This is a genomic window from Aquabacterium sp., from assembly GCF_004297345.1.
Lineage (GTDB): Bacteria > Pseudomonadota > Gammaproteobacteria > Burkholderiales > Burkholderiaceae_C > Aquabacterium.
In genome coordinates, this window is record NZ_SCTN01000069.1 from 1 (window position 1) to 8,202 (window position 8,202).

The 8,202-nt window shown below is 62.3% G+C and carries 7 protein-coding genes; 3 read left to right on the forward strand and 4 right to left on the reverse strand.

Features of this window, described 5'->3' with window-relative positions; all coding sequences use genetic code 11:
• On the forward strand, positions 1-857 hold an 857-nt coding region (locus EPO09_RS02015; protein WP_290639661.1), incomplete at its 5' end, for a penicillin-binding transpeptidase domain-containing protein.
• Positions 858-891: 34 nt separating this feature from the next.
• Here the strand turns inward: EPO09_RS02015 and EPO09_RS02020 are convergent.
• The gene (locus tag EPO09_RS02020) at positions 892-1,404 is read right to left on the reverse strand and encodes a helix-turn-helix domain-containing protein (protein WP_290639663.1); all 513 of its coding nucleotides are present in this window, start codon (positions 1,402-1,404) and stop codon (positions 892-894) included.
• Between the two features lie 118 nt (positions 1,405-1,522).
• On the opposite strand from EPO09_RS02020, the gene EPO09_RS02025 reads away from it, so the two are divergent.
• Positions 1,523-2,305 (forward strand): alpha/beta hydrolase, encoded by a 783-nt coding sequence (locus tag EPO09_RS02025; protein WP_290639665.1) that lies wholly within the window; start codon positions 1,523-1,525, stop codon positions 2,303-2,305.
• On the opposite strand, the gene EPO09_RS02030 is transcribed toward EPO09_RS02025, so the two are convergent.
• The 3 genes from EPO09_RS02030 to EPO09_RS02040 all read right to left on the reverse strand — a co-directional run bounded on the left by EPO09_RS02030 (position 2,287) and on the right by EPO09_RS02040 (position 5,639).
• The gene (locus EPO09_RS02030) at positions 2,287-2,883 is read right to left on the reverse strand and encodes a M48 family metallopeptidase (protein WP_290639667.1); all 597 of its coding nucleotides are present in this window, start codon (positions 2,881-2,883) and stop codon (positions 2,287-2,289) included. The genes EPO09_RS02025 and EPO09_RS02030 overlap by 19 nt on opposite strands.
• Before the next feature lie 23 nt (positions 2,884-2,906).
• Positions 2,907-4,361 carry an exodeoxyribonuclease I gene (sbcB, locus tag EPO09_RS02035; RefSeq protein ID WP_290639668.1) on the reverse strand — a complete coding sequence of 485 codons (1,455 nt, stop codon included), beginning with the start codon at positions 4,359-4,361 and terminating at the stop codon, positions 2,907-2,909.
• A 156-nt stretch (positions 4,362-4,517) separates the two neighbouring features.
• Complete coding sequence (locus tag EPO09_RS02040) at positions 4,518-5,639, reverse strand: beta-ketoacyl-ACP synthase III (protein ID WP_290639670.1); 1,122 nt, start codon at positions 5,637-5,639, stop codon at positions 4,518-4,520.
• Between the two features lie 260 nt (positions 5,640-5,899).
• Between EPO09_RS02040 and EPO09_RS02045 the strand changes: the two genes are divergently transcribed.
• Positions 5,900-8,202: histidine kinase dimerization/phospho-acceptor domain-containing protein (locus EPO09_RS02045; protein ID WP_290639671.1), on the forward strand; the 2,303-nt coding region annotated here is incomplete at its 3' end.

Consider the following 8,202-nt stretch of genomic DNA (forward strand, 5'->3'; position numbering starts at 1 on the left):
GGTCTCCGCAGAACGCCGATGGCAGCGCCGACGGCCCCATCACCTTGCGCGAAGCCCTCGCCCGCTCCAAGAACCTGGTCAGCATCCGGCTGGTGCAACTACTGGGCCCACAGGCCGCCCGCGAATGGACGGGCCGCTACGGCTTTGACGTGAGCAAGCAGCCCGACAACCTCACGCTGGCACTGGGCGCAGGTTCAACCACGCCCATGCAACTGGCCGGCGCCTACGCGGTGATCGCCAATGGCGGCTACAAGGTGGCGCCCGTGGTCATCAAGCGCATCACCGATGCCGAGGGCAAGGTGGTGTTCGAAGCGCCCAAGGCCGTGCTCGATGAAAGCCAGCACACGGTCTCGACGCGCAGCACTTTCATGATCTCCTCGCTGTTGCAGGAAGTGACGCGCAGCGGTACAGCGGCCCGTGCACAAGGCCAGCTAAAGCGCCCCGACCTGTACGGCAAGACCGGCACGACCAACGACGTGGTGGATGCCTGGTTCGCCGGCTTCCAGCCCAATCTCGTGGCCGTGGTGTGGGTGGGCTATGACAAGCCGCAATCGCTGGGCGGTCACAGTTCAGGCGCATCGCTGGCCCTGCCGACCTGGATCAACTTCATGGCCACCGCCCTGGCTCATGAACCTGTGCGCGAGGTGAGCGCACCCGAAGAAGGCATCGTGCGCGGCGAGCGCGATTGGCGCTACGCGGAATGGGCCAACGGTGGCTTCATCACCTCGCTGGGCCTGGACGACCAGGTCATCGACCGCTCCTTGATTCCCATGCCGCCTGATGCCAATGCGTCGGCAGCATCAGAACCTGGTGCTGCGGCATCTGAGGCTTCGCCGTTTGCGGATATTCATCCTTGAGCTACGCGGATATCAACGCCGCGTTCGGTGCAAACTAATCGCCTCGACCAGATCCGAACAACTCGGCAATCTCGGCCATGCGATGCTGCACCGCCCGCCCAGCGCCCGGCCCAGGTACCGGCATCACATCGGCCACATCCAACTCTTCGCCGCTGGCCGCACGCAGCACCATCGGCGCGATCTCCTGCCCCGTTTGCCGTGCCACGATGCGCACAGGCGGGCCCTTGGGCGCACTGGCGTGCTTGTCGCCCCACTGCAGCATGGCCACCAGCACAGGAAACAGATCGCGCCCTTTGGGGCTGAGCCTGTAAGACAGGGCCTTGCCACTCGCACTGGTGGCCTCGATCACCAGGATGCCACCCTCCACCAGCTTGGCCAGGCGCTGCGTGAGCACATTGGGCGCAATGCCCAGCACCCGCTCGAACTCGCCAAATTTGCGGCTGCCAAAAAACGCTTCGCGCACGATCAGAAACGTCCACCAATCCCCCACCAGCTCCAGCGTGCGGGCAATGGAACAACTCATGTCGGCAAAAGAGGTACGGCGCATCAAGACTCCCATCCAGGCTGGCTTCAGGTTGATCCTGAGGTCGGTTGCGGCCTGATCGTTTCATGCCTATACTGCCCCAATTACTTGCTTCATGCAAGTAAATAACGGAGACAATTTCATGCCGATCGAGCCCACCGACACCGCCTTGTTCATCCATTCCACTGGAATGGGCCCCTTCATGTGGAAGCGCCTGATGGCCACCGTGCCAGAAGGCATGCGCAGCATCGCCGCCGTCAACCGCGGCTACGCACCGGATGACCTGATGCCGCGCGGCACGCCGTTCTCCATGGACATGGACCTGGCCCACATCAAGTCACAGATCCCCGCAGACACCACGGGCCTGCATGTGGTGGCGCACTCTTACGGCGGCCTGCTGGCCCTGTTGCTGACGCAGGAAGGCCAGTTGCCCATCAAGTCGCTGTGGCTGTATGAGCCCGTGATGTTCGGCACCCTGCGCCACATGCAGGATGAACTCGATGACGAGGTCGGCCCGCTGGTCCAGGCCATGTATGGCCCGGAAAGCCTGTTCTCGAAATCAGAAAGCGGCGGAGATGACGCCTGGCTGGAAGCCTTTATCAACTACTGGAACGGCGATGGTGCCTGGGCGTTCATGCCCGACAAGGTCAAGGCGCCTATGCGCGTGCTGGGCTGGAAGATGTCGCAAGAGGTGCATGCCATCGGCACCTTCTTCAAGCCCATGAGCGACTATCTGGTGAACACACCGCTCACACTGGTCCACGGCGAGCACACCACCCTGCCCGCCCGCGACATGTCACGCCGCCTGGCCAAGGTCAATGAACACGCCACTCTGGAGACACTGGCTGGGCTGGGCCACATGTCCGTCGTCACCGATGCAGACAAGGTCGTGCCCAGTCTGCAGGCTCACTGGTCCAGACTCTGATTGGCTGAGGCCAGATCCTGCGCCACCAGATACAGACGCAAGTCGAACTCGTACTGGTGGTAACTGGGCTCCATGTGCGTGCACAACTGGTAGAAGGCCTTGTCGTGGTCCCTCTCCTTCAGATGCGCCAGCTCGTGTACGACGATCATGCGCAGAAACTCGGGCGGCGCCTCACGAAACAAGCTGGCCACACGGATCTCGCGCTTGGCCTTGAGCTTGCCGCCCTGCACGCGTGACACGGCGGTGTGCGTACCCAAGGCATGCGTGATCACCTTGAGCTTGCTGTCAAAGGCCACCTTGCTGAGCTGATCGGCGTTGCGCATGTAGCGCGCCTTCAGGTCCATCACGTACTGGTACAAGGCCGAGTCGGATTTGATGTCGTGCCGATCGGGGTAACGGCGCGCCAGCGTCTCAGCCAGCTTGCCCTCGTCGATCAGTTGCTGCACCTGTTGCAGCAGGTGTGGTGGGTAGCCTGTGAGATAACGCAGATGCGGCGGCGCGCTGCGTATCACAGGCACCAGCGTGGCCACGCCGGGTCTGGCGCCATCGCGATGAGGAGGCTTGCGGTGCGACGACATGAATCGGCTCGATCAAGAACGCATCAAGGCGCGATCTGCTCGGCGTAGTCATACAAGGCGCCCAGGATGTCCTGTCCACGCTCGTCTTCCTCGCTCAGCGATTCGCCCAAGGCGTCGATGCGCTCGAAGAACGCGGCCAATGACAAGCCGCCACCATCACCCTCATGCAAACGCGCCACGCGCAGTTCATGCCAGCGTGTTTGCTCGGCCTCGCTCAATGTGTCAGGGAAGTTGCGCGCGCGGTAGCGGAACAGCACCTCTTCCAGGCGCTCGTCCACGAAACCCGGCGTGCGATCCGCCAGTTGCGCTGGCGAAAGACCACGCAGGCGCTGCAGCACGCGGCGGTCTTCATTGCCCACGAAGCCGCCGTACAGGTCTTCATCGACATCGGCTGGGGCACGCTTGTCATCGCGGGCGTACAACTCGGCCCAGATGCCGTCCATGCTGGCGCTGCGCTCGGCCACCATCTCGGCGTGCTCAGACGCCTTATCCAGAGCCAGCCCCCACTTGGCGATCAAGGCCGGGCTCAGTATCTTGAGGTTGCCGATCACGATGGGCGACTTGTTGATGTGCACGCTCTTGACGGGCAAGCGCGTCACGCCCTCGGGCAGATCAGCCGTCTTGCTGAACATGCGCAAGCGGATGTCAGCGGCACTCATGCCAAACAGTTCGCTGGGATCATGCGCCAGATCCCACACGAGGATCTCGTTCTTGTTGCTCGGGTGCTGGGCCAGCGGGTAGACCAGCGCCATGCAGCCGCGCTCGTGGCTGAACATGCCGGAGATGTGCAGGAAGGGGCGCCACATCGAGCGCGGCTTGTCCAGGCCAGCTTCGGCCAGTACCGCATCCTTCTTGCGCAGCTTCAGGCAGAAGTCCCACAGCTTGGGCTGCGCCTGCTTGATCAGGCGTGCCAGGCCGATGGTGGCGCGCACGTCAGACAAAGCATCGTGCGCTGCTTCATGGCTCAGGCCATTGGCGGCCGTGAGGTGCTCCAGCTTGAAGGAAGGCCGCCCATCTTCATGATTCGGCCAGTTGATGCCCTCGGGGCGCAAGGCCCAGGTGCAACGCACCACATCAAGCAGGTCCCAGCGGCCGCAACCGTTCTGCCATTCGCGGCCATACGGGTCGATCAGGTTGCGCCAGAACAGATGGCGCGTCACCTCATCGTCAAAGCGGATGGTGTTGTAGCCCACGCCCACCGTATTGGGCTTGCCCAGTTCTCGCTCGATGACATCGGCAAAGCGGTGCTCGGGCACACCGCGCTCCAGACAGGTCTGCGGCAGGATGCCCGTCAGCAGGCAGGCTTCGGGATCGGGCAGATAGTCAGGTGCGGGCTGGCAGTACTGCATCAGCGGCTCTCCGATCTCGTTGAGATCGGCATCCGTGCGCACACCGGCAAACTGCGAGGGGCGATCACGCCGGGCCACCTTGCCGAAGGTTTCGTAGTCGTGCCAGTAGAAAGTGAAATCTGAGCTCATGGGCAAACAAGTAGGCGGGCATGAACCCGTGAACGAAACCGCAAAGGCAGGCCGCAATGCAAACGGCCCGCGGAGTTACCCGGCGGGCCGTGGTCGGGATACGAAGATTGTGCCCTCACTCATCAGGGCATCACCTCCAACCGATGGGGGACAAGCTCAGCGCTTGCGCACCACCACGCTGCCCACCGAATAACCGGCACCGAACGAACAGATCACGCCCACATCGCCCTTGGCCAGATCGGCGCGGTACTTGTGGAAGGCAATGATGGAGCCGGCCGATGAGGTGTTGGCGAATTCGTCCAGGATCAGCGGCGCGATCTCAGGCGTCACATCGGTGCCGATCAGCTTGCGCACGATGAACTGGTTCATGGCCAGGTTGGCCTGGTGCAGCCAGAAGCGGCGTGCAGCGGTAGGCTCCAGGCCCAGGGCAGCCAGTTGCGACTCGATGTGCGCAGCGGCGATGGGCACCACTTCCTTGAAGACCTTGCGGCCTTCCTGGCGGAAGGTCTTGTCGCGGGCCTTGGGATCAGAATCTTCGCTGCGGTTGAGGTAGCCGAAGTTGTTGCGAATGTTGTTGGAGAACTGAGTGGCCAGCTTGGTGCCCAGCACTTCCCATTGCTCTGCCGATGTGGCCGTGTCCGCACGTTCAACGACGGTGGCCGTGGCCACGTCACCGAAGATGAAGTGGCAATCGCGGTCCTTCCATTCCTGGTGGCCGGATGTGATTTCGGGGTTGATCACCAAGACGCACTTGGCCGAGCCTGCGCGGATGGCGTTGACCGCCTGCTCCAGGCCGAAAGTAGCTGCAGAGCAAGCCACGTTCATGTCGTAGCCAAAGCCCTTGGCGCCAATGGCGTTCTGGATCTCGATGGCGATGGCGGGGTAGGCGCGCTGCAGGTTGGAGCACGAACAGATCACGGCATCCACATCGGCACCGGTCTTGCCGGCTGCCGCGAGCGCCTTCTTGGCGGCTTCCACACCGATCTCGGCCAGCATGGAGAGTTGATCGTCCGAACGCTCCTGGAAGCGCGGGTACATGCGCTTGGGATCCAGGATGCCCGACTTTTCCATCACATAGCGCTGCTTGATGCCCGACGCTTTTTCGATGAACTCGACGCTGGAAGGCGCTAGCGCGGTCACGGTGCCTGCTTCGATTTCAGCAGCGTGCTCGGCGTTGAACTGGTCGACGTAGGCGTTGAACGATTCGACCAACTCGGCGTTGGTGATCGTGAAAGGCGGCTGGTACAGCCCAGTACCGCTGATGACAACTGCAGTCATGGCATCGAGTCTTTGACGAAAACGATGATTCTGCCACGAGCGCCCAACCACGGATTTCGGACACTTCGAAGGCCAGGCCCAAGCACGTGGCGGGTGTGGTCAATCCACGCCAGAAAGCACGATTCCTGCACCTTAGGCGGGCAATCAGCGTTGCCCCGCCCGCCCCCCTCTGATAGAAAACCGGATGCACCACCTCACAGGGGTGGCTGGAGCCTGGCAGTACCGTTGCAACAAGGGCTCAAAGACCAGCGGAGACCTCGATGGACCAGGAATTCCCGGCAGCCACACCCGATATGCGCGGCCTCAGGCTCAAGCTGACGTGGGCAGCCCTCTTGTGGACAGTGGCCGTCGTGCTGGGCGGCTTGTGGGTGGCGCAATACCGCGTGCAGAGCTACCGGCATGACGCGGTCAACAGCGGCAACGCACGGCTGACCAGCTTGCAAGACAACGTCGAGAACCACTTCCGCTCACTGGCCGCGCTCGGACAGGTTCTGGCGCGCGAAACCTCGTTCGTCAACTTCCTGAAGCAGGACCTTGCCCCCGAACGCTCGCACGTCCCCGCCATTGACCCGCAAAAGCTGCGCCCGGAACTGTCTACCCGGCCCGATGTGCGCAAGATGAGCGAACAACTCAAAGGCATCGTGCGGGACTTCCAGATTCGTCAGATCTACTTGCAAAACGCCTATGCCACCTCGGTCGCAGACAGTTATCACGACGACCTGCGCTACTCCACCATCGGCTACAACTTTCGCATTCGCGACTACTTCACCGGCGCCATGGAAACCGGCGCGGGCTTTCAGTTCGTGATGGGCCGTGTCAGCCATCAACCCGGCTTCAACTTTTCAGCGCGCGTCAGCGATGGCTCACGCGCACTGGGTGTGCTGATCCTCAAGACCGATCCGGCATCCATGGCCCGGCTGTTCACTGACACCACAGGGCGCCATCTGCTCATCGTTGACAGCAACGGTGTGGTGGTGGGTGGCAACCAGAGCGCGCACCTGCTCCAACAGATTCCCAACGGGCCATCCCTCGCCGGTCGTGACAAGGAGATGGAAGGTGCCTACACCACCATTCCCTCCCCCTTGAACTGGAAGCCCATCACGATCGATGTCCATGACCAGCGCATGGCCGGCATCACCATCGGCCGTGAACGCTACCTCAGCATGAGCAGCCAGCTCAAAGGCTATCCCTACACCGTCTGGGTGCTGACGCCGCTGTCTGCAGAAAACAGCATCCAGGCCTCTACCACTCTCGCCGCGGCCGTGCTGATGGCCTGTGGCTGGCTGGTCATCTGGGCCTACTTCAGACGCATGGAGCGCGCAGAAGCGGTTGAGCAAGTCAGGCGTGAAACGCTGGAGATGACGCGCGGCTTGCCACTGACGCTCTTTCGCTACCGGGTCTCACCTGAAGGACGCGGCAAGTTTGCCTACATCGGTAGCGGCGTTCGCCAGCTCTTTGGCATCGATGAAACCTCACTGATGGAAGACCCCGCCAGGATGTGGGGGCCAGGTGCACAGGCTCAATCTCGCCCGCCCACCGAACCCACCGAGTTCGCGGTAGACGATGCGCCACAAAAGCACTGGATCAGTGTCAACAGCACCATGGCGACCACCCACAGTGGCGAGCAGATCTATGACGGCTATTGGCTGGACGTCACCGCCCGCCGGCAAGCCGAGTTGCGCTTTGAAGCCGTGTTCGCGCATGCATCGTCATCGTTCATGTTCTTCCATCGACAAAAGGGCATCCTGCGCTGCAACCCGGCCACACTGAGCCTGTTCGGTGCGAGCAGCTTCGATCAACTCAAGGGATTGCGACCTTGGTTGCCGCCCCTCTCGCTGCCTCGCCAACCCAATGGCGAGTCCAGCGGCGAACTGGCCGAGCAACTGCTGGACAGCTACCGCGATGGCAACCAACCCAGCCGCTTCGAGTGGCAACTCACGCGACTGGACGGCAGCACCTTCCAGGCCGAAGTCATGCTCCTGTCGCTGGCACATGAGGACAAGGACCTCTACTTCGCCATCGTGGATGACGTCTCTGTGCGCAAGCAGACGGAAGATGCGCTCAGAGCGGCCAGCAAGGCCGCGCAGGAAACCACGCGTGCCAAGTCAGCCTTCCTGGCCAATATGAGCCACGAGATCCGCACGCCCATGAACGCCATCATCGGCATGACGCATCTGGCGCTGGATGACGCCCCCCCGGAGAAGCTGCGCCACTACGTGATCAAGGCACACCAGGCCGCCAACAACCTGCTTCAGATCATCAACGACGTGCTGGACATGTCCAAGATCGAGGCCGGCCATCTGGAGCTGGAGTGCATCGACTTCAGCTTGCAGGAGGTGCTCGATCAGGTCACCGACGTGCTGGGCCTGCCTGCCGAGCGCAAGGGCCTGGAGTTGCTGTTCACCGCACCACCGGATCTGCCCGCCCACCTGATGGGCGACCCCACGCGCCTGCGCCAGATCCTGGTCAACCTGGGCTCGAACGCCATCAAGTTCACCGACCAGGGCAGCGTCACCATCGGGCTGGAAATGCAGCACGACGTCCTGCCCGTTGCGATGCTGCA